Source organism: Skermanella aerolata KACC 11604 (genome assembly GCF_000936425.1).
Lineage (GTDB): Bacteria > Pseudomonadota > Alphaproteobacteria > Azospirillales > Azospirillaceae > Skermanella > Skermanella aerolata.
Map to the genome: position 1 here is coordinate 1 of NZ_AVFK01000026.1, position 20,204 is coordinate 20,204.

The window sequence follows — 20,204 nt, forward strand, 5'->3', positions numbered from 1 at the left end:
CGGCTTCGCGGGCACCGCGCCCCGCGGCCCCTACCGCCCAGCCGACGCCGCGGGCGCCGTCGCGCCAGTCGCGCAGCGACAGGTCCAGCGCGCCGACCACAGAGACCGCCGAAATGCCGCCGGCGATCATCGCCAGCAACGAGCGGTCCAGGATATCGAGCAGGCCGCCGGTCAGCTTGGACAGCGCCGCCAGCAGGATGGCGCCCGCCGTTCCGCCGAGATGGCCGTGGGTGAGCTGCCAGCCAGGGAATGCCGGGACCTCGGCGAAGAAGATCGAGGCCAGCAGAACGCCGACCATCGCCAGGAACACGCGGAGCGGCAGCCGGCTCAAGCCCCTGTGGCTCATGATGCGCAGGCCCCAGGCCATCACGATGCCGCCCAGCAGATAGGAGGCGACGCCGACCCACTGCATCAGCAGATCGGCGACATAGGCGCCCGGCAATCCCAGTATATTCGCGATCTTGGGATTGGCTTCCGGATTGACGGCGGTGTTCCAGGAGGGATCGCCGCGCTCGTAGGTCAGCAGGACCAGAATCAGCAGCAGCCCGATACTTGCCAGGATCAGGCCGGTGACCTCGACCGCCCGCAGCTTGATGAAGTCCCGCAATGCCGGCGGCAGCAGGGGGGCCTTGGCGGCCCTGGGCGCCGCGCGTCCGGCGGGCCGGCCGCCGGGCTGGGCGGCAGTCCGCCCGGAAGAACCGCTGGTGGTATTCGATGCGGCTGTACGGGTCGCCATGGAAGCCTTGCTCTTCTGTCGTGTGGCGCGGGAACGTGCGGTATCGGGTGCAGTCTGCTTGGTCTGGGTCTGCTTGGTCTGGGTCTGCTTGGTCGTGGTCTGCTTGGTCTTGGCAGGCTTTGTATCGGTCTTCGGGTCTGGCTTGGGCCTGGGAACGGGTTTGGGATCTGACTTAGAGGATCTTGGAGATGCGGGTACAGGCTTCCGCGATAGTGGCGGCATCGTGAACCAGTGCTATGCGAATAAAGGATGAGCCGCGGTTGACGCCGTCGGCATCGGGTCGGGTCAGGTAGGCGCCGGGAAGGACCTTGATGCCCCCGTCGCGCCACAGCCGGACCGTGGCGTCCTCGCCGTCGCCGACGTCGAGCCACAGGAAGAAGCCGCCGGCCGGGCGGTAGAAGCCGAAGCGGCCCTCCAGCGCCGATTGCGCCGCATCGAACTTGGCACGGTAAAGGGCGCGGTTCTCGACCACATGCTCGTCGTCGTCCCACAGCGCCGCCGCGGCCGCCAAGGCCGGCAAGGGTGTCCCGGCGATGGAATAGCTGCGCAGCCGCGAGAACAGCGCGATCAGATCGGGGTCCCCGGCCACGAAGCCGGAGCGCAATCCCGCGGCATTCGAACGCTTGGACAGGGAATGGAAGACCAGCAGGTTGGACAGGTCGCCGCCCGTCGCCGCCGCGACCTCAAGCACGCCGGTCGGTGGTTCGCGGTCGTAGATCTCCGCATAGCACTCGTCCACCGCCAGAACGAAGCCGTGGCGGCGGGCGAGCCCGATCGCACGCTCCAGGTAGGACCGGCCAGCGACGGCTCCCTGCGGGTTGGACGGGGTACACAGATAGAACAGCGCCGTACGCTCCAGCAGCTCGGGCGACAGCGTGTCCAGGTCGGGCAGGAACCCCGTCTCGCGCGTAGTGGTCAGGAAGACCGCCTCGCCGCCCGCCATGACGGCGGCGCCCTCGTAAGCGGCGTAGAAAGGGTTGGGCAGCAGCACGGCGGGACGCTGTCCGGCCTTCGACTCGGGCACGGCCAGCAGGGCCGTCAGAAACAGCGCTTCCCGGGTGCCCGCCACCGGCAGGATGGTCTTTTCGGCATCGATCATACCGGCGGGAAGGCCGTAGCGGCGGTTCAGCCAGCCACCGGCCGATGCCCGGAATTCAGGCGTTCCCGCCACCGGCGGGTACTTGCCCCAAAGATGGGATTTGGTGCGCAGAATCTCGTCTATCAGGGCCGGAGGCGCGTGCTGGGGCTCCCCCACCGACATGATGACGGGTTCGACATTGGCGCGCGGCGTGATCTCGGACAGCAGCGTCGCCAGCCGGGTGAAGGGATAGTCGCTCAACCGGCTGAGCCGGTCGTTTACGAGCGGGGAAGACAGCATGCCGGACGGCCCCGGAGTTTCGTACAAAACGGAAACGGAGTGTAGCGGCGGCGGGAGGCCGGTACAAGCTAACTGGTATAAGCCAACTGCTTCGAGCCAACCGCTTCGAGCCGATCCGCCCGCAGGCTTGTCGCATTAAATAGTTAACGGCGCGTCAACCATGATGCCGGGGATATGCGGCGGGTTCGGCATTTGGCGGGTCCAGGCATGGAAAACCCGGCGGAACTGCCATTCCGCCGGGCCACGCCCTCATGCGCAAGAGACGGAGACGTCGTCGCTAGCGCTTACAGCGCCTCGCGGCCCGCGCTTAAAGCGCTTCGCCGTTGGTTTCGCCGGTGCGGATACGCACGGCCTGGGAGATTTCCAGTACGAAGATCTTGCCATCGCCGATCCGGCCGGTGTTGGCTGCCTTCTGGATCGCTTCGACCACCTGTTCGGCCAGTTCCTCGCTCACGGCGACTTCGACCTTCACCTTCGGCAGGAAGCTGACCGAATATTCAGCACCACGATAGATCTCGGTCTGCCCCTTCTGCCGGCCGAACCCTTTGACTTCGCTGACGGTCAGCCCCTGGATGCCGAGCGTCGTAAGGGCCTCGCGCACTTCGTCGAGCTTGAACGGTTTGATGATGGCCACTACGAGTTTCATGAACGCTTTCCCCTTGTTCTCATCGCCGGACGAAGCCCTTGACCTGATACGTCTGGTCGAGCCACTTGCGACCATACTGGGACGACCCGGTCTTCAAGAAGCGTGCCGGGGCGTCGATTCACCGGAAACGTCGCATGACCGCTTCGCGATGCATAGCCCTTTCGGCCAAGCCGCCTAATTTATAGACATTATATGCATTTTATTTAATCACACCCTATGGAGCCTCACCTCCCGATGCGTCCTAAAGACACGCTGGACATCCGGAGACCGGCGGCCGATTTTGCTAATCATGACGACATCAGACACCGTGCGGCCCGTTGTGGCCGAAGCAACCACCGACTCGCTCGAGATGACGACCGATGTGGTTATCGTGGGCGGCGGGTTGGCCGGCCTCACCCTGGCGGCTGCGCTCGCGAGCGCCGGCGTTCCCGTGATCTGCCTGGACCGCGACACGCCGCCGACCCAGATGGAGCAGGACTTCGACGGCCGGACGACGGCACTGGCCTTCTGCTCGAAACGGGTGCTGGAAGGCGCCGGGGTCTGGCCGCACATGGCGGAGGACGCCGAGCCAATCCTGGACATCCGCGTGGTCGATCAGGAGTCGCCCCTGTTCCTCCATTACGATCACCAGGATGTCGGGATCGGCCCGTTCGGCTGGATCGCCGACAACATCGTGATCCGCCGCGCACTCTTCGCCCGCGTCGCCGAGTTGCCGGGGCTGCGCCATATCGTTCCGGCCCAGGTCACCCGGATCGACCGCGACGCCAAGGGCGCACGCGTTACCTTGTCCGACGGGCGGGTGGTCAGGGCGAGGCTGGTGATCGGGGCCGACGGCAAGAACTCCTTCTGCCGGAAGCAGGCCGGCATCGGGGTCGTGACCTGGAAGTACGACCAGAGCGCCATGATCTGCAACATCGCCCACGACCAGCCCCATGGCGGAGTCGCGGTCGAGAAGTTCCTGCCGGGCGGTCCCTTCGCGATCCTGCCGCTGACCGACAACCGCTCCTCCATCGTGTGGAGCGAGAACAAGTCGCGCGTCCCGATGTACATGGGCCTGTCGGACGCGGCCTTCACGGTGGAGCTTCAGAAGCGGGTCGGTTCCTGGCTGGGTCCGATCCGGGTCGTGACCAAGCGGTCGGCATGGCCGCTGTCGGTGCTGCATGCCGAACGCTACGTGGCGCAGCGGCTGGCGCTTGTCGGCGAATCCGCCCACGCGATGCACCCCATAGCAGGCCAGGGCCTCAACATGGGGCTGCGCGACGTCGCGGCGCTGGCGGAAGTCATCGTCGATGCTCACAGGCTGGGGCTGGACGTCGGCGGTCCCGAACCGCTGGCCCGGTACGAGCGCTGGCGCCGGTTCGACAACCTGACGCTGATCACGGTCACCGACCTGCTCACCCGCCTGTTCTCCAACGATTTCGGCCCGCTGAAGCTGGCGCGCGACCTTGGAATGGCGGCGGTCAACCGGATGCCGCCGCTCAAGAAGTTCTTCATGCGGCACGCCATGGGGATGGTCGGCGATCTGCCCCGGATGATCAGGGGAGAGCCGCTGTAAGGCGGTAAGCGCTTGGCGGGCCGAGACCTTTTCCGGCCCGTTCATGAAGCCTTAAATCTTGTGGGCAAAAATGGCCCAGGCAGATTTTGCCTACAGGTGATATCTGCCGATCGGCATAAGCTGCCGGTCCCAGGACAACTCCCGGCCACCGCTTCCCTTTCCAGGGTTTCGCGATCGGTCCGGAAGTTCGGAGGCTTCGTCATGTCGATGTCGATCCATACCAATGCCGTGCAGATGACTGCCTTGCGGTCGCTGGGCATGGCAGCGGAATTCACCAAGTCGGTCGAATCGCGACTCGCCTCCGGGAAGACCATATCCACCGCCTATGACGACGGCGCTTCCTATGCGACGTCGCTGCGCATCGATACCAACGTGAAGGCGATCAACGCGGTCAACGAACGGCTGAACGCCACCAAGGATTCGATCTACCGCACGACCGAGGCGGTCTCGGTGATGTCAGGACTGACCGCTGAAGTCCGCAGGACGCTGACCAAGCTCGCGGACACGTCGCTGGTCGGTCAGGAGCGGACCAATTATGAGGTCCGCTACAAGCGATATGCCGGTGAGATCCTGGATCATTACAACGCCATCATGAAGGACGGCACGTCGCTGGTTTCGGACGGCGACTATTACAACAGCATCTACACGGCGCCGCATAAGGTCGTGGCGAACGTCGAAGGCCGGCAGACCGCCATCGGCGACTACGACACCACGGGCGGCAGCTTGACGCTGCCGGGCTTCACCGATCCCAATGCGACGGCGGGAGCCCGCAACAAGGAAGACCTTGCCCAGTCATGGGCGAAGGTGTTCCTGAACACAGGCGATACCCCCGTGACGAACAGCCAGGGCGTCCCCAGCGAGTTGCAGACCATCCCGGTGCCCGACGCGGCGCGGGCGGCGGCGATGATCGACGACAGCGGCAGCAGCGCGTACAAGCTTTCGCAGTTCGAGGACTCGCTCAGCCGCGTCATGAACGGGCTGTTCAAGGACCTGCGCAGCGTTGACAACTTCATCAACTACAACACCGACATCGCGGCCGCCAGCGAGGGTGGGCTTGGGTCGATCATCGACGCCGACATGACCAAGGAAAGCGCCCGTTTCCAGGCCTACAAGGTCAAGCAGGAGATGGCGCGGCAGGGTCTGGCGATCACCCAGAACAGCAACAGGGTCGTCCTGGGCATGCTGGTCTGACGTCGGCCGGCGCAACGCGCGCCGACCGCTTTGCCACCGGACTTCTGCACCCGGGCCCCGGTGCTCAGAACTTGCACTGCGTTTCCGGCTTGTCGTCACCTAAGCTGTCCAGCTCCGTCACCGGATGCAGGAAACCTTCCTGCGGGGAGACCGAGACCAGCATGCGCGGGTTGGCGATCAGCACCGGCTGCCGCATCTGGCCGTCCCAGGGGCGGAAGCTGAGCGGCTGACCCTTGAAGCCGCCGAGCGCGAAATCGGGGCTGCGGATGAAGCCCTCGATGGTCTTGGGATCGGCGGAACTGGTGCGGGTCGCGGCTTCCCCGATGGTGCGGACCGCCAGCCAGACGCTGTAGTCGCGCTCGGTCATGCTCCGGTCGGCCTGCCGCTCGAACCGGCGCTGGAGCTGGGTGCCGCCCCAGTTCTCCGTCACCCGCGACCACGCGGTCGGGGTCAGGCCCTGCGTGCCGGCGACTGGACGCGGACGAGCGGTGCGGTCGGTCAGGTATTCGCCGAACTGGTCCTCCTCGTCGGCGACGATCAGGATGTCGTAATCGCCGACCTGGGTGAAGCCCTGGATGGCGTCGCGCTCGTTGACGGCGCCGCTGTCGGTGCGGCGGTTGCCGGTCTCGAAGGTCCAGGGCTTGTCCTCGACGATCTTGGCGTTGTAGCGCTTGGCGGTCCTGCGGATCGCATCGGCGTACTTCTTGTCGCCCTCGCCCGGTCCTTCCACCAGGAACCAGCGCGTCCAGCGCTTGAAGACGAGGTACTGTCCGAGCGCGTCTGCCAGCATCGCGCGGCTGGGCATCGTGTGAAGCACGTTGGCCCGGCACCTGTCGCGGCGCAATCCGTCGTCCCGCGCACGGGCGTTGAGGATCAGGGCGTCGCTCGCTTCGGCCAAGTCGGCGATGGCGATCAGGGCATCGGCCGGCAGGTCGGAGACGATCAGCTTGACGCCGCGCCCCAGCAGCTCCCGCGCGGCTGCGGCGGGATCGCCGTCTTCCTCGACGATGACTTCGTCCAGGGTGAAGTTCTGCCCGAGCAGACGGCCGGTCGTCTCGTTGTCCTTGAGGGCGAGCTGGGCGCCCTGAAGTCCCTCGTCCTCAAGGATGGGCTCCACGAAGGACAGCGGCTCGCGCGGCGGTTCCTGGCGGCCGATATAGCCGATCGCGACATCGGCGGCATGAGCCGTGGCGCCTCCTCCCGTCAGGAGGCCAAGGCCGAGGGCACAGGCCGCGATGAAGGTCTTCCGCTTGGTCATGGGTTGCTTGGTCATTGGCTGCTTGGTCATGGGCGTCTTCATTGGTGTTTTTTTCCTCCCTTCGCCGGACCGTCGATCCGTGGAAAACCGTCAGTCCAGGAACAGGTCCGGCAGCAGGGCCTTATCTGGATCGACCGAGTAGGATTTCAGGTCGGTTACGCCTTCCTGCGCCAGAACTTCGTCGTCGATGAAGAAGTTGCCGGTGCAGGTGCGGCTGTCGCGGGTCAGGATGGCATGGGCCGCGTCGGCCACGATCTCCGGCTTGCGGCCCATGCCCGGATCGACGCCGGGGATCATCGCGAGGGCGGCTGTAGCGATCAGGGTGCGCGGCCACAGGGCGTTGACCGCGATGCCGTCGCCTTTGAACTCGCCGCTCATGCCCAGCACGCACATGCTCATGCCGTACTTGGCCATGGTATAGGCGGTGTGCGGGGCGAACCACTTCCGCTGCATCGAGAGCGGTGGCGACAGCATCAGGATATGCGGGTTCGACGCCCGCTTCAGGTGCGGTATGCAGGCTTGGCTGGTGGCGAAGGTGCCACGCGCGTTGACGCCCATCATCAGGTCGAACCGCTTCATCGGCGTGTCCAGCGTGCCGGTCAGGCTGATGGCGCTGGCATTGTTGACCAGGATGTCGATGCCGCCGAAATGTTCGACCGCGCGGGCGACGCCGTCGGCGATTTGGGCCTCGTCCCGGATATCGACCTGAAGCGCCAGCGCCTTGCCGCCCGCCGCCTCGATCTCCTCGGCGGCGCTGTGGATCGTGCCGGGAAGCTTCGGATGCGCCTCCGTCGTCTTGGCGGCGATGACGATGTTGGCGCCGTCGCGAGCCGCCCGCAGCGCTATGGCCTTGCCGATGCCACGGCTGGCGCCAGTGATGAACAGGGTCTTGCCGGACAGATCGGCCATGGTGAAACCTTCCCTGGATATGACCTTATTGATTGATTTTTATTGGTTATTGGCCAGTGAACACAGGCTTCCGCTTGCCCACGAAGGCGGTGACGCCCTCGGCGAAGTCCTTGGTGAGGGCGCTGGCGGCGAACCGCTCGGCCTCCGCCTGAAGCTGGGTTTCCAAGCTGCTGTCGAGCGCCGCGTTCAGCAACTGCTTGGTCCGGCCATAGGCCAGGGTCGGTCCGGCGGCAAGCCGGCTGGCCAGCTTCAGCGTCTCCTCCTCCAGGTTGGCGGAGGTGACGGCGCGGTTGATGATCCCGGCGCTCTCGGCGTCGGTGGCGCTGAAGCGGTCGCCCAGCAATGCTATTTCCATCGCCTTCTTCATGCCGACGGCGCGCGGCAGATGGAAGGTGGAGCCGCCGTCGGGGCTGACGCCGATGTGGCAATAGGCCAGCGTGAAGACCGCGTCGTCGGCGGCCAGCGCCAGGTCGCAGGCGAGCACGAGGCTGACGCCGAACCCGGCCGCCGCCCCGCGCACGCTGGCGACAACGGGCTTGGGCATGCGCCGCATGATCAGGATGGAAGCGTGGACCTGATGGATCAGGCGCTCGAAATAGCCGCGCCGGGGACCGTCCGGCTCGTTCAGGAGACCGGCGAACATCTTGATGTCGCCGCCGGCCATGAAGTTCTCGCCGGCGCCGCGCAGCACTACGGCGCGAATCGTATCGTCCTCCTCGCAACGCGACAAGCCGGCGGAAAGCGCTTCGGCCAAGGCCGGATCGAGGGCGTTGAGGGCGTTCGGCCGGTTGAGCGTCAGCGTCGCGACGCCGTTCTCGATGTCGAGCAGTACCCGATCGTTGATGTCAGTGGTCACGGCGGTTTCCTCGGCTGCGGCATTTCTCGATGTGTGACAAAGGTAACCTTTGGCTCGCCCGTCCTCAACAGCCGGAGGAAATAAGCAGGGGCAGGAACAATGCACCATCGGACTAATTGAACATACCGGAGGCTTCGCTTAAAACACGACGCAACCGCACGTGGCTTTTGCACAACTGGTAATTCTGGGGGAGACACCCGATGAAACGGGCTAAATTTTACGCCGGCGTATTGCTCGCGGGTCTGATGGCCGCGGCGCCGGCCGGTGCGGCCGACATCAAGGAACGCAACATCAAGGTCGGCATCGGCTTGACCGCCGATCACCCGCAGGGTCAGGCGGTCGCCAAGTTCGGCGAATTGGTGTCGCAGAAGAGCGACGGCAAGATCAAGGTCAAGCTGTTCGCCGGCGGCCTGCTGGGCAACGACGTCAGCATGGTCTCGTCGCTCCAGGGCGGCACGCAGGAAATGACGATCCCGGACACCTCGACGCTGGTCGGCATCGCCGGCCTGAAGGAGTTCGGCCTGATCAACCTGCCTTTCGCGCTGAACTCCTCGGAGGAAGCCGACGCGCTGCTGGACGGCCCCTGGGGCCAGAAGCTGATGGCGAAGCTGCCGGAGAAGGGTCTGGTCGGCCTGGGCTTCTGGGAGAACGGCTTCCGCCAGATCAGCAACAACCGGCACCCGATCGCCAAGGCGGAGGACATCAGCGGCCTGAAGCTGCGCGTCATCCAGAACCCGCTGTTCATCGACACCTTCAAGGCGCTGGGCGCCAACGCCCTGCCGATGCCCTTCCCCGAGGTCTATACCGCCCTGGAGACGGGAACGGTCGACGGCCAGGAGAACCCGCTGGCGACCCTGATCGCCTCCAAGTTCTACGAGGTGCAGAAGCACACGGTCATCTCCAACCACATCTACAGCGTCTGGGCCTTCCTGATCAGCAAGAAGTTCTGGGACAAGCTGAGCCCCGACGAGCAGAAGATCCTGACCGAAGCGGCCAACGAGGCGACCGCCTTCGAGCGCAAGACCATCCGCGCCTTCGACGCCACTGCCCTGGAGGACATCAAGTCCAAGGGCATCCAGGTGACCACCCTGTCGGATGAGGAAACCGCCAAGCTGCGCGAGATCACCAAGCCGGTCTCCGCCAAGTTCATCCAGGAGTTCGGCGAAGCCGGCGCCAAGGAGATGATGGCGGAACTGGAAAAGATCCGCGCCGGCAAGAACTAAGCCCCGGCGGCAACGATGGTGTGCGGGGCGGACATTCGATGGGTCCGCCCCATTGGAAAATACTGATCGTTTTGAGATAATTGGAGCGTGGCATTCCTTGACGCTCCCGATGCGGCGCGTCTACACCCATGCGCTTCCTGTTTCTCCTCAAGCCGGGTGAAGTGTTGTCCTTTCCTCTCCCAACGGTTCCGGTCACGCTGTTCGGGATGATCCTGGGACTGGGCGGGCTGTCGAACGGGTGGCGCACCGCCGGTAGGATCTGGCAGGCTCCTGCTGTCGTCGGCGATGTCCTGGCGGTGCTTACCGCGCTGATCTGGGCGACCCTGCTGGTCCTGTATGCCGGCAAGTGGTTCTGGGCGCGTGATGACGCCGTCGCGGAGGCGCGTCATCCGGTCCAGGGCTTCTTTCTGGCGCTGCTGCCGGTCTCGTCGATGATCGTGGCGATCGTGCTGGCGCCGATGCTGCCGTATGCTGCCTGGGTTCTCTGCATGGCCGGCGTGGCCGGACAGGTCGTGTTCAGCGCCTACGGCATGGGCGGCATCTGGCAGGGAGGGCGTACGCCGGAAACGACGACGCCGGTGCTCTACATGCCGACGGTCGGCGGCGGCTTCGTCAGCGCCATAGCGCTTTCGGCCTTCGGACATGCGGATTGGGGCATCCTGTTCTTCGGCGGCGGCTTCATTTCGTGGATCGTGCTCGAAAGCCTGATCGTCCACCGCCTCATGATGCTGCCGGAGCTGGCGCCCGCCCTCAGGACCACGCTCGGCATCCATCTGGCGCCGCCGGCCGTCGGCTGCGTCGCTTATCTCAGCGTGACCGCCGGACCGCCGGACGTCATGGCGCAGATGCTTTTCGGCTACGCGCTGTTCCAGGCGGCGATCATGATCCGGCTGGTCCCGTGGCTGCGGGTACAGTCCTTCACCGCCGGCTACTGGGCCTATACCTTCGCGGTTTCGGCCCTGCCGCTGGCGGCGCTGCGATTCATCGAGAAGGGCTATGCCGGACCGGTCGCCAGCATGGCCCTTCCCCTGTTCGCCGCCGCCAACGTCATTATCGGGGCGATCCTGCTCGGGACGATCGCCCTGCTCGTCAGGGGAAAGCTGCTGCCCGCGAGCGTCGCGCCGGTTGCCGCCGCCGACTGACGGCTCTCCGGCCTTCGTTCACGACGTATAGGCGATGCGGACGGCGCCCCAGTGCTTCCCATTCACCATGAGCGGCGCGTCCACCTCCTTCAGGCGGATCAGGCGGCCGTCGCCCATGTCGCGGTTATAGGCCTGGATAAGGAAGTCGCGGGTGCTGCGGGCCGCCGCAAGGCCGGAACGGTCGGCAAAGACCCGGCGGTTCCTGCTGTGCTGGGCGTTCCAGACCACGTCGCCCGGACGCTGCGGCTCGGAGTATCTGGCATTGTGGGTCGGCAGGTAGCCGGTCACGTTGATGGCGACGCAGAACTGGATGCGCGGATCGACCGCAAGGACGGGTTCCTGGATCGGCGGCAGGATGCGGTCGAGCAAGGTCGTGAACGGCGCCATGAACTGCTGCGGCCCGGTCCCCTCGATCATCGTCAGCTTCGTCGAGAAGAAATCCTCCTCCCCGATATCGCCGCGCTTCAACGAGGCGTCGAGCGCCTCCGAGATCCTCGCGGCGGTGTCCTGCGCCAGCCGGATGAAGCCTTCCTCGGCGGCATGCATGTCCTGGTAGAAGCCGGCGAGCCGGTCGGTCAGGTCCCCGTCGAAATGCTTGAAGGACAGGTGCAACCCCAAGCTGCTGGTGCCGGCAACCCGGCACGGCAGTTCCCCGACGCCCGCCAGGGTGACGGAGACGGCGCTGTCTTCCTGCATCGCCGGCAGGCCGCTTTGGGAAAGCAGCATGCCGTCAAGCGACAGGTCGAGCATGGTGGCCGGCAGCGGGCTGCCCGAGATCGTCAGGGTGATGGGAAGTTCGCAGGGCAGGCGGTCGGAAGACCGGCGGTCTCCGGCGACGGATTGCCGCAAGGCGATCACGAGACGCCGCTTCAGGTCCTGGATCGCCCGATGGGTCGTGGCGACGCGGTCGCTGACATCCTGGGCCACCCGGCTGATGTCGTCCGACTGGTTCCGGATCATCAGGACGCTGGACGACACCTGCGTGGCGCCGTCCGCCGACTGTACGGCGCTGCGTCCGATCTCGCCATTGGCGGCCGACTGCTCCTCCACCGCCGCCGCGGTGGAAGCCGCGGCATTGTCGATCTGGCCGATCACGTCGATCACCGACCGGATCGACGCGACGCTGCCGCTCACCGCATCCTGCAAGCCGACGATCTGTCTGGTGATCTCGTCCGTGGCGTTGCGCGTCTGGTTGGACAGCGATTTCACCTCGTTCGCGACGACAGCGAAGCCCTTGCCGGCCTCTCCCGCGCGAGCGGCCTCGATCGTGGCGTTGAGGGCGAGCAGGTTGGTCTGGCTGGCGATATCGGCGATCAGCTTCAGGACGTCGCCGATTTCCGCCGTGGCTTCCTCCATGCGGCCGATGGCGTTCGCCGCCTCGCGGGCGCTCGACACCGCGTCGCGCGCGATGCCGCTGGACCGGGCGGCCTGATGCGCGATCTCGTTGCCGGCCGAACTCAGCTCCTCCGTCGCGGCGGCGACGCTGGCGGCGTTGGCGCTCGCCTGATCCGCGGCAGTGGTAACGACGGCCGTACTTTCCCGGACGACCGAAAGCGCGTCGAGCAACTGGCCGACCCCGCCGGTGACGCGGTCGTTGCCTTCCTCGACCTCGACCCAGGTCACGTCCAGGTCGCTCTCGATCGTCTTGCAGGTCTCGAGCAGGGTCATGCGTGTGTGCGCCTTCTGGCGCGCCTCGACCTCCAGCCGTTCCTGGGCGTTGTAGGCCAGCTTCACCTGGAGCGCCCGCAACTGGGCGGCCAGACGGCGGAATTCCGGCACGGCCGGGATTTCGACCACATGCGCACGGTCGTCCCGGGCGATGGCGTTGAAATGCTGTTCGAACCGGCGCAACGGCGTCCGCACAGTGCGCAGCAGCAGCCAGCCGGCCCCGACCGCCGCTATGATCGACAGGACCAGGGCAATCGCAGCCTGTCCCAGGCGGCTGCCCAGCTCCTTGCCGGCCCGGGCATATTCCTCGGCCGCGACCCGGATCTGGAGTTCCTCCAGCTTCCTGTTGGCGTCGATCATCTCCTCGAACAGCGGCAACAGCCTGGCGTCGTGGTGTTCCGTCAGGCGGGTGCCGTCTCCCCCCGCGACCAGAGCGAGCGCCGGCTCGAGTCCATCGCGCAGGAACAGGGCGCGCCGCTCCTGGAAGGCGGCGGCGAGGAGCTTTTCCTCTTCGGTGAGGTAGGTGGCCATGTATTGCGCCCAAAGTGCATCGGTCTGCCGGCTGCCCTTGCCCACTTCGTCGGTGAGCGTCGCGATCCCGCCCCGATCGCCATCCTTCAGATGGAGCGCCATCATGGATATGCGGTGCAGGTTGGCTCGCAGACCGGCGCCGATCTCGGCAAGCTGGGCCTGGGGAACGACGCGGTCCTCGAAAACCGTCCGGAGGCTGTCGTTGCTGTTGTGCATGCCGCTGAAACCGAGCCAGCCGACCAGCAGGATGGCGAGGATGAGCATCGTGAAGGTGGCGGCCAGCCGGCCGCTGACGCTTGCCAGCGCATTGCCGGCGGTCTGCCGCCAGCCCCGGCGCACGAGAGCGCCTTCCCGGACGCTCAGCGTCCGGTCCGAGCCTGCGGCGATGCGGGCATAGGCTTGATCGGCGGCTTCCACCTGCGCGCGGGCCGGTTTCGACCGGATCGAGATGAAGCCGGATATCTCGCCGTCCTCGATCAGGGGCGTGACGTTGGCCCGCACCCAATAGTATTTGCCGGACTTCGTCCGGTTCTTGACCAGCCCTTCCCACGGCTTGCCGTCATTGATCGTGGCCCAGAGATCGGCGAACGCCTCCACCGGCATGTCGGGGTGGCGGACGATGTTGTGGGGAGCGCCGACCAGCTCCTGCTCGGAAAATTCGCTGATTTCGACGAACTTTTTGTTGACGAATGTAATCGTTCCACCCGCGTTGGTTCGCGAGACCAGAAGATCGCCTTCGTCCAGTTCGACCTCTTGATTAATAACCGGGCCGTTGTTGCGCACCAGAACCTCCGCCATCAGCAAGAGGCTATAATTTGTATGGTATTTTATTAATTATCTGAAACTATTTGCCTAGTCCTTTCGACATATATATCAGATTTGAAACTTGTCACAGGAGCATGCCGGCGGGACGCGGAATCGGGGAAAACCCACGTACCGCCGGGGAAACGATGCGGCGGCGGTTCAGCTCAGACGTACGCCCATCGCCCGGAACCGCTGAAGGATATCGAACCACAGGGCGCTGCGGGTCGAATAGACGCTGCGTGGGCTGGACACGAAGGCGATGGCGTTGAAGGCCACGCTGCCGTCGCTTACCCCGTCGATGAAGACATTGGGCGCCGGATCGGCAAGGACGTTCTGATGGGATCGCATCGACGACAGCAACAGGTCGCGGACGGCGATGGGATCGTTGTCGGCGGGGACGCTGAACTTCATCTGGAGCCGTGCTATCGAATTGGTCAGCGTCTTGTTGCGGACCGACTTGGTGATCAGTTCGGAGTTCGGGACGATCAGGGTCGAGCGGTCCGTCAGCTCGATCTGGGTGGCGCGCACGTTGATGTGCCTGACGTCGCCCTCGGCATCACCGACGGTCACCCAATCGCCGATCTTGATCGGCCGCTCGGCCAGCAGGATCAAGCCGGAGATGAAGTTCTGCACGATCGCCTGAAGGCCGAAACCGATACCGACCGACAGGGCGCTGGCGATCAGCGCGACATTGCCAAGGTTGAGCCCGGCATAGCTGAGGGCCGCTCCGGTCGAGACGATCAACCCGATATAGCGGAACGTCGTACTGACGGATGTCCGCACCGCCGCGTCCAGCGACGTCTTCGGCAGGTATTTGTCGGTCAGCCAGCCATGGACGGCCCGGACGATGGTGATGCCCAGGATGAAGATCGCGACGGCGCCCAGGATGGCGCCGGGCGATATCGTGACCTCGCCGATCGTGAAGCCGGCCGTCGCGGTGTTGAGCCGGCCGGGCAGCCCGCTGGTTCCGGCGCCGAACGGTGCCAGCGTCGCGGCGACGGCCAGGAACAGGATGACGATCCGGCTGAGACCCGACAGCAGCAGTCCGACCTGATCGACGGCGGCGGGGCTGAGGCCGATCATGGTGTAGACGAACCGGCCGATCGCCCCTTCGCCGCTGAAGACGCTGGTGAAGAAGTCGTCGGCGAACTGCATCAGCAGGTAGACGGTGCCGCCGATGATCGCCAGCCAGGTTATCTGGCGGACGATGAAGACGCCCAGCGCCACGTAGCCGCTGAGCGAAAAGAAGACCGTCGCCGCCAGCATCAGCCAGACCGCCACCGAGACCAGGCCCCAGAACAGGGTCTGGGGCGGCGCCTCGCCTTCCTTGGCCCGCAATGCCTTTCGGCGGATCCGGGTCAGCGTCCACATCATGCTGCCGATGGCCAGGCCGGTGACCAGGGCAATCAGGCAGCTTCCCGCTATCGTCGCCGGCAGGCTGGCGCCGATCAGGGTGTTCAACTGCTCCAGCAGCGTGCCCGATCCGGCGACGACGCCGATCAGGAAGGGAAAGTGACGGATGCGGCCGACGGTTTCGTCGGAAATCGGGGCGAGCCGCCACGATCCCTTGTCCATCAGGATCGCCCGGCCGAGGCCGGTGATGTACGAGACGACGAAGACGGTGGTGGCCGCGATCCAGGCCAGCTGCTCGGCGCCGTCGGTCAGCGAGCCCACCGATATCAGCGCGGTATAGAGAATGATGGCGGCGAGCGAGGGTGCCAGGATGGTGGTCACCAGGAACCACATCGCCAGCGCCGACCGCCTGAGCCGGTTGGCCGGCATCTGGCCGATCGCAATCCGACGGGCCGACGCCTCCAGCCACCGGCGAGCCGGAACCATCAGGACCAGCGCCAGCGCCAGCGCGCCGCCCAGAATCGCGATGTTGCGTGGGTTGGCCACCCCGACCAGGGACGAGAAGTTCTCGCTCGCAAAATCATGGAGACGCGATGCGTCGCGCGGCAGGTTCCGGTTCAGATCGCCCCAGAAGCTTGGCGCCAGGACCGACTTGGTCCGTTGCCAGAGCTTCTCGTCGAACAGTGCCCGGCGCTTGGCGGTGATCTGATCGCCGGCCTGGGCGGCGGCGACGGACAGGAGGCGGGCGCGCTTGATCCGGGCGTCGATGTCGCCGCGCTGGCGCGACAGGTCGGCCCGCTCCTGCTGGACCTCGGGGCTTTCAGGCTGCGCATCGGGAGCCGGCCCCGGTCCCAGCTCGTTCAGGCGGGCGTCCAACGCCGTCAGTTGCGGCGTCAGCTCCTGGGCTATCAGCTCGGTCGCGTCCTGGATGCGCAGGGTATCGGCGCGAAGGTTGCCCAGCGCGGCGTCGTCCTGAGCCATCGTTTCGATGCTGGCCTGTATCCGGTCCAGATCGGCGTTGGCGGCATTGAGACCGTCATCGGAACCGGACTGCGCGAAGGCGGGAGCCAGCGAGATCCAGAGGAGACAGAGAGTTAAGGAGAGAAGCCGCCGGAGCGACACTGGCTGACGTTGCCACATACGCGAATTGCCTTGTTATTCCTGAGTCTCGAGGGTGGTTCGACCCTTCATGCATAGCGGAAGATGGTTAACGCATCCTATGGCGGAACCATGACATCATGGGTTTATCCGGCCGATCTTTGATCCCGGTCCCGTTGATCCCGGCCCCGTTGATCCTGAACCGGCTCCGACTGCCGCTCGAACAGCCGCCGGTAAATGCCGTTGGGCCGGTGAAGCAGCGCCGCATGCGTTCCTTCCTCCGCGATGCGCCCATGGTTGAACACCAGGATGCGGTCGAGGGTCCGTACCGTGGACAGCCGGTGCGCGATGATCAGCGCGGTACGCCCTTGCATCAGGCGCTCCATCGCCTGCTGGATCAGCGCCTCCGACTCCGAATCCAGGCTGGAGGTCGCTTCGTCCAGGATCAGGATCGGTGCATCGGCCAGGAAGGCGCGAGCCAGCGCCACCCGCTGGCGCTCACCGCCCGACAGCTTGACGCCGCGCTCGCCGACCATAGTCGCGTAGCCCTTCGGCAACTTCGAGATGAAGTCGTGGGCATTGGCCAGCCGGGCCGCGTGCTCGATCTCCGCCGGAGATGCGCCGGGACGGGCATAGGCGATGTTTTCCGCCAGCGAGCGGTGGAACAGGATGGGTTCCTGCGGCACGATGGCGATCCGGGAACGGAGCGACGCCTGGGTGGCGTTCCTTACATCCTGACCGTCGATCAGGACCCGGCCGCCGGTGACGTCGTAAAGACGCTGGATCAGCTTGACGAAGGTGGTCTTGCCCGATCCGGAAGGCCCCACCAAGCCGACCCGCTCGCCGGCGGCGATGGTCACCGACAGGTCCTGGTACAGCGGCACGGTATGGGAGCCGTAGCGGAAGGCGACGCCGTCGAAGCGGATCTCGCCGGCATCGATGCGGATCGGCGTCGCATCGGGACGGTCCTCGATCCCCAGCGACTCGTCGTGGATTGCGACCAGTTCCTCCATCTCGTTGACCGAGCGCTGGAGATGGTTGATGTGCATGCCGATGTCGCGCAGGTAGCCGTGGACGACGAAATATGTCGAGAGCACATAGGTGACGTCGCCGGGCGACGCCCGTCCGTGCCACCACAGCATCAGCGAGGTGCCGACGACCGCGGTCCGCATCACCAGCAGGACGGCGTTCTGCGTCGTCCCGCTCAGCGTATGCCGGGTCCAGGTCCGCCGGGTGCGGTTCCGCCACTTGGTCACCGTGCGGGACAGCCGCTCGTCCTCCCGCGTTTCGGCGCCGAAGGCCTTGACGACGGGGTTGCAGCCGATCGCATCGGCCAGCATGCCGCCGAGCCTGGTGTCCAGGGCGTTCGACAGCTTGGCCGCCGGAGCCACGTATTCCGTGGAGAGGTACAGCGTCAGCGCGATATAGGCCGCCGTACCGCCCGCCACGACCAGACCCAGCACGGGCCAGTGCAGTCCCAGCAGCACCATCGTCCCGAGCAGCACGGTGACGGAGGGCAGCAGGGCCAGCAAAAGCGTGTCGTTCAGCGTGTCGAGCGCACCCATGCCGCGCGTGATCTTGCGGACGACGGCGCCGGCGAAGCTGTTGGCGTGCCAGTCGGTCGAGAAGCGCTGGACGCGGTGGAAGGCGTCCTGGGAGACATCGCCCATCATCCGCAGCGTCAGCGGAATGATGCCGCTCCAGCCGAGATGGCGCAGGACCACCATGCCGGCCCCCAGAGCCACCATCGCCCCGAAGGCGGTCAGTGCCGCGTGTTTCGCGGCTTCGCGGTCGGCGGACAGGAGGGTCAGCGCGTCGACCAGCCTGCCTGCGAAGAACGGCATGAAGACGTCGGCCAAGGTAGCCGTGACCATGGCGAAGGCGACCCATGCCACGAGCACGGGCTGACGGCCCCAATGGCGGAACGTAAAGGAAAGAACGGTGCGGATCGCATCCGCCCGCCGCGGACGCAGCGTTGAATCGACAACAGTCATGAACCTGATCGGCGCAGCTTTGCGCCTGCTCCAATACGGATCGCGCCGGACCGGTCCCTGTGGGACGGCGCGCGGTATCCGATTACGGGGGTGACGATGCCCCGGACGATGCCGGGGAGATATGACGCGGATCACTCGATCGCGCGACCTACCAGACGGTGGAGCCCAGCCACACGACCGAGCCGGGACTGAAAAGCAGGCGCCCTGATGTCATGCAGTCCTCCCAGGCTCAAAGATCGTTACATACGTCCATATTACAGGCACCCGTATAACAGGACTCGGGCGCCGGGAGCAACCCGGCTTCAAGCATGGCTGATCAGCCGTGCCGCGGCCATTCCACATGATGCCGGTCGATCACCAGCGCGTGCTTGTGGCGGATCGGCGCGTGCCGGTGAGGATGGGCGTGCGGTTCCGGCCCTTCCCAGCCCTCATGGGCGTGCTGGTGGTGCTCGTCATGGACATGGGGATGTTCGTGGCCCAAGGCCGAGTGGACGTGCTCGACCTCTTCCGTATCGCCGGCGGGCCAGAGCCGCACCGCAAGCGCCGTCGCGGCGACGGCCATGACGCCCATCACCGTGAACGCCGTCCCCACGCCGGCCATCGCCCCGATCCAGCCGGCCAGCGGATAGGCCGCCAGCCAGCAGGCATGGCTGAGGGCGAACTGCGCCGCGAACAGGGCTGGCCGGTCCTCCGCATGGGCGGATCGCCGAAGCAGCCTGCCGCTGGGCGTCAGCACGGCCGAATTGGCGGCCCCCAGCGCCGCCCAGACCGGCAGAAGGAGCGGCAGCCCCGCCGTCACGCGCGCCGGCAGCACGCCGCTGGACAGGATCACCGCCATCACGAGCGTCCCCGCCGCCAGTACCCAGGCGCCCGCCAGCATGACGGCCCGGTCGGACACCCGCTCCAGCAGGCGCGGCAGCAGGAACGCGACCGCCATCGAGCCCGCCCCATAAGACGCCAGCACGACCGCGACGTCGGCGTCCGTTCCGCCCAGCACGGCCCGGACGATCACGACCGTATTGACGATGACCATCGCGCCGGCCGCGGCGACCGCGCCGTTGAGCGCTAGCAGCCCTTGAAGGCGCGGCGTCTTCAGGTAGATCCGCGAGCCTTTCGTGATCCTGTGGTAGACCCCGCCCTCACGCTCCGCCGGCAGTGCCGGAGCGGGCAGCGCCACGGAACCGACCAGCAGGGCGGAACCGAGGAACCCCACCACCGTTCCGGCGAACAGGTCATGGTAGCCGATGACGGCCAGCAGGGCCGCCGCCAGCGCCGGGCTGGCCAGGCTTTCCAGATCGTAGGCAAGCCGCGCCAGCGACAGCGCCCTGGTGTACTCCGCCTCGTCCGGCAGGATGTCGGGAATGGTCGCCTGGAACGTCGGCGTGAACGCGGCGGAGGCGGACTGGAGGGCGAAGATCAGGACGTAGACCTGCCAGATCTCGGTGACGAACGGCAGCGACAGGGCGATGACGGCGCGCACGAGGTCCATGGCAACGAGGAAGGTGCGCCTGGGCAATTTGTCCGCGAACGCTCCGACGACGGGGGCCACGCCGACATAGGCCACCATCTTGATCGCCAGCGCCGTTCCGAGAACGGCCCCTGCCTTCGCACCGGCCAGATCATAGGCCAGCAGACCGAGGGCGACCGTCAGAAGGCCGGTCCCGACAAGGGCGATGACCTGCGCCGCGAACAGATGGCGGTACCTGCGGTCGGATAGAGGCGAGAGCATGGCGGACCCCCGGAGCTTTTGACGAATACGAGAAACGAACAGTCCGATGGGCATATCGGACCTTGGTCAGGACGCAGGCCAGGACGTCGATCCGCTCGAGACTACAGGGTCGCGCCAGCCTCCGATATGGCCG

14 protein-coding genes are annotated in these 20,204 nt (G+C 65.9%); 4 read left to right on the forward strand and 10 right to left on the reverse strand.

Annotation, left to right across the window (positions count from 1 at the left end; genetic code table 11):
• The 3 genes from N826_RS25395 to N826_RS25405 all read right to left on the reverse strand — a co-directional run.
• Window positions 1-736 (reverse strand): DNA translocase FtsK 4TM domain-containing protein (locus N826_RS25395; protein ID WP_044433343.1); only part of this gene is annotated, 736 nt, incomplete at its 3' end.
• A gap of 172 nt (window positions 737-908) precedes the next feature.
• Window positions 909-2,114: an aminotransferase class I/II-fold pyridoxal phosphate-dependent enzyme gene (locus N826_RS25400; RefSeq protein ID WP_044433345.1), complete on the reverse strand. Its 1,206-nt coding sequence runs from the start codon at window positions 2,112-2,114 to the stop codon at window positions 909-911.
• A gap of 307 nt (window positions 2,115-2,421) precedes the next feature.
• Window positions 2,422-2,760, reverse strand: coding sequence for a P-II family nitrogen regulator (locus N826_RS25405; protein ID WP_044433347.1), 339 nt, complete (start codon window positions 2,758-2,760; stop codon window positions 2,422-2,424).
• A 289-nt stretch (window positions 2,761-3,049) separates the two neighbouring features.
• Between N826_RS25405 and N826_RS25410 the strand changes: the two genes are divergently transcribed.
• A complete protein-coding gene (locus N826_RS25410; RefSeq protein WP_044433349.1) occupies window positions 3,050-4,315 on the forward strand; it encodes a UbiH/UbiF/VisC/COQ6 family ubiquinone biosynthesis hydroxylase in 1,266 nt (421 codons plus the stop codon).
• Between the two features lie 201 nt (window positions 4,316-4,516).
• Window positions 4,517-5,506, forward strand: coding sequence for a flagellin N-terminal helical domain-containing protein (locus tag N826_RS25415; protein ID WP_044433351.1), 990 nt, complete (start codon window positions 4,517-4,519; stop codon window positions 5,504-5,506).
• A gap of 64 nt (window positions 5,507-5,570) precedes the next feature.
• Here N826_RS25415 and N826_RS25420 read toward each other — a convergent pair whose 3' ends face one another.
• Genes N826_RS25420 through N826_RS25430 form a run of 3 tightly spaced genes read right to left on the reverse strand, consistent with a single transcriptional unit; the run spans window position 5,571 to window position 8,529 of the window.
• A complete protein-coding gene (locus tag N826_RS25420) occupies window positions 5,571-6,794 on the reverse strand; it encodes an ABC transporter substrate-binding protein (RefSeq protein ID WP_244619509.1) in 1,224 nt (407 codons plus the stop codon).
• A gap of 60 nt (window positions 6,795-6,854) precedes the next feature.
• Window positions 6,855-7,673, reverse strand: a complete 819-nt coding sequence (locus tag N826_RS25425) for an SDR family oxidoreductase (RefSeq protein WP_044433353.1) — start codon at window positions 7,671-7,673, stop codon at window positions 6,855-6,857.
• Window positions 7,674-7,719: 46 nt separating this feature from the next.
• Window positions 7,720-8,529: an enoyl-CoA hydratase/isomerase family protein gene (locus tag N826_RS25430; protein ID WP_244619508.1), complete on the reverse strand. Its 810-nt coding sequence runs from the start codon at window positions 8,527-8,529 to the stop codon at window positions 7,720-7,722.
• A 200-nt stretch (window positions 8,530-8,729) separates the two neighbouring features.
• Between N826_RS25430 and N826_RS25435 the strand changes: the two genes are divergently transcribed.
• On the forward strand, window positions 8,730-9,752 hold the full coding sequence (locus tag N826_RS25435; RefSeq protein WP_044433355.1) for a TRAP transporter substrate-binding protein: 1,023 nt from the start codon (window positions 8,730-8,732) through the stop codon (window positions 9,750-9,752).
• 164 nt (window positions 9,753-9,916) lie between these two features.
• The gene (tehA, locus tag N826_RS25440; protein ID WP_211099383.1) at window positions 9,917-10,894 is read left to right on the forward strand and encodes a dicarboxylate transporter/tellurite-resistance protein TehA; all 978 of its coding nucleotides are present in this window, start codon (window positions 9,917-9,919) and stop codon (window positions 10,892-10,894) included.
• Window positions 10,895-10,912: 18 nt separating this feature from the next.
• Here tehA and N826_RS25445 read toward each other — a convergent pair whose 3' ends face one another.
• From N826_RS25445 to N826_RS25460, 4 genes are all read right to left on the reverse strand, one after another.
• Window positions 10,913-13,876, reverse strand: coding sequence for a methyl-accepting chemotaxis protein (locus tag N826_RS25445; protein WP_044433471.1), 2,964 nt, complete (start codon window positions 13,874-13,876; stop codon window positions 10,913-10,915).
• A 180-nt stretch (window positions 13,877-14,056) separates the two neighbouring features.
• Window positions 14,057-16,390 carry a DUF3772 domain-containing protein gene (locus tag N826_RS25450; RefSeq protein WP_052832036.1) on the reverse strand — a complete coding sequence of 778 codons (2,334 nt, stop codon included), beginning with the start codon at window positions 16,388-16,390 and terminating at the stop codon, window positions 14,057-14,059.
• A 104-nt stretch (window positions 16,391-16,494) separates the two neighbouring features.
• Complete coding sequence (locus tag N826_RS25455) at window positions 16,495-18,342, reverse strand: ABC transporter ATP-binding protein (protein ID WP_044433357.1); 1,848 nt, start codon at window positions 18,340-18,342, stop codon at window positions 16,495-16,497.
• A gap of 316 nt (window positions 18,343-18,658) precedes the next feature.
• Window positions 18,659-20,071, reverse strand: coding sequence for an MFS transporter (locus N826_RS25460; protein ID WP_044433359.1), 1,413 nt, complete (start codon window positions 20,069-20,071; stop codon window positions 18,659-18,661).
• Window positions 20,072-20,204: the final 133 nt, after the last annotated feature.

Bases quoted from the DNA above. Each gene is read 5' to 3' on its own strand.
- N826_RS25400 (WP_044433345.1), bottom strand. From the start codon at position 2,114: ATGCTGTCTTCCCCGCTCGTAAACGACCGGCTCAGCCGGTTGAGCGAC.
- N826_RS25405 (WP_044433347.1), bottom strand. From the start codon at position 2,760: ATGAAACTCGTAGTGGCCATCATCAAACCGTTCAAGCTCGACGAAGTG.
- N826_RS25410 (WP_044433349.1), top strand. From the start codon at position 3,050: ATGACGACATCAGACACCGTGCGGCCCGTTGTGGCCGAAGCAACCACC.
- N826_RS25415 (WP_044433351.1), top strand. From the start codon at position 4,517: ATGTCGATGTCGATCCATACCAATGCCGTGCAGATGACTGCCTTGCGG.
- N826_RS25420 (WP_244619509.1), bottom strand. From the start codon at position 6,794: ATGACCAAGCAGCCAATGACCAAGCAACCCATGACCAAGCGGAAGACC.
- N826_RS25425 (WP_044433353.1), bottom strand. From the start codon at position 7,673: ATGGCCGATCTGTCCGGCAAGACCCTGTTCATCACTGGCGCCAGCCGT.
- N826_RS25435 (WP_044433355.1), top strand. From the start codon at position 8,730: ATGAAACGGGCTAAATTTTACGCCGGCGTATTGCTCGCGGGTCTGATG.
- N826_RS25450 (WP_052832036.1), bottom strand. From the start codon at position 16,390: ATGTGGCAACGTCAGCCAGTGTCGCTCCGGCGGCTTCTCTCCTTAACT.
- N826_RS25455 (WP_044433357.1), bottom strand. From the start codon at position 18,342: ATGACTGTTGTCGATTCAACGCTGCGTCCGCGGCGGGCGGATGCGATC.
- N826_RS25460 (WP_044433359.1), bottom strand. From the start codon at position 20,071: ATGCTCTCGCCTCTATCCGACCGCAGGTACCGCCATCTGTTCGCGGCG.